Here is a 999-nt window from a genome sequence, read left to right as displayed (position 1 = left end):
GGATGCCACTCATTACTGCGTAAAATCTCGCGGCGTGATGGATGCTACCAGTGTGACCACCACCACAGCCCTAGGCGGCATTTTCAAATCCAACCCAGCAACCCGTGCTGAGTTTTTCCATGGTTTAAGATAAGAGCTCATGGTTTAAGATAATGAGTTTCACGGCTTAAGATCAACACATGGATAAAAGAAGAAAAACGCCCGTCATCCCACACATGAGCCTAAGCGAAGAAGATGCGGGATCTCGCTTTTGATTTCTTTACGCATATTGTCAGCTCGCGGATACTTTTCACGTTATACCAATACAAAAAATCGCACCTTTGAGTGCGATTTTGCTTATTAAATTTAATATCTAGCAATTACCACTAATAAGAAACTTTACCGCGCAGTTGTTTTTTTTGCCCTTGTTGTACTTTCTTATCGGTACGCTTTCTTTGCGATGAGCGAGTCGGCGAAGTGGCTCGGCGCACCTTGACGATTTTCGTCGCTTCTAATATCAACTCTTTCAAACGCAGCAGTGCATCTTCTCGATTTTGTTCTTGAGTACGATATTGTTGCGCTTTAAGCACGATTACGCCATCTCCGGTTAAACGCTTATCGGAGATTTTAAGCAATCGTTCTTTATAGAAGCCAGGCAAGCTTGACGCATTAACATCAAAGCGTAAATGAATCGCAGAAGACACTTTATTGACGTTTTGGCCACCCGCACCTTGGGCACGAATTGCCGTCAGTTCAATTTCATTATCAGGTATTTCGACATTATTTGAGATTTTGAGCATAGTTTTATTAAAAATTGATGAATGAATGTAGTTAAGTTATCGAATTGTTATTAACACTAATGATATGCTATATCGTATTCGATAGACAGCGCTAGTATGAACGCGGTTTTGAAATGTTCGACAGTGGTGTTTAAAAAAGCAGTAGACTTATGTGATTGGTCGGTTGGTATTTATTGTATCGACTAACATATCAGTGCAATGGATTTAAGGTGGTAATATG

2 protein-coding genes are annotated in these 999 nt (G+C 40.5%); one reads left to right on the top strand and one right to left on the bottom strand.

Features of this window, described 5'->3' with window-relative positions:
* Positions 1-133: GTP cyclohydrolase I (locus HC723_RS16915; protein WP_190339922.1), on the top strand; the 133-nt coding region annotated here is incomplete at its 5' end.
* 232 nt (positions 134-365) lie between these two features.
* On the opposite strand, the gene arfB is transcribed toward HC723_RS16915, so the two are convergent.
* A complete protein-coding gene (arfB, locus tag HC723_RS16910) occupies positions 366-779 on the bottom strand; it encodes an alternative ribosome rescue aminoacyl-tRNA hydrolase ArfB (protein WP_153448542.1) in 414 nt (137 codons plus the stop codon).
* Positions 780-999 lie beyond the last annotated feature (220 nt).

It is taken from the genome of Vibrio sp. S11_S32, from assembly GCF_014694465.1.
Classification (GTDB): domain Bacteria; phylum Pseudomonadota; class Gammaproteobacteria; order Enterobacterales; family Vibrionaceae; genus Vibrio; species Vibrio algicola.
This window is presented reverse-complemented; position numbering and strand designations above follow the sequence as displayed.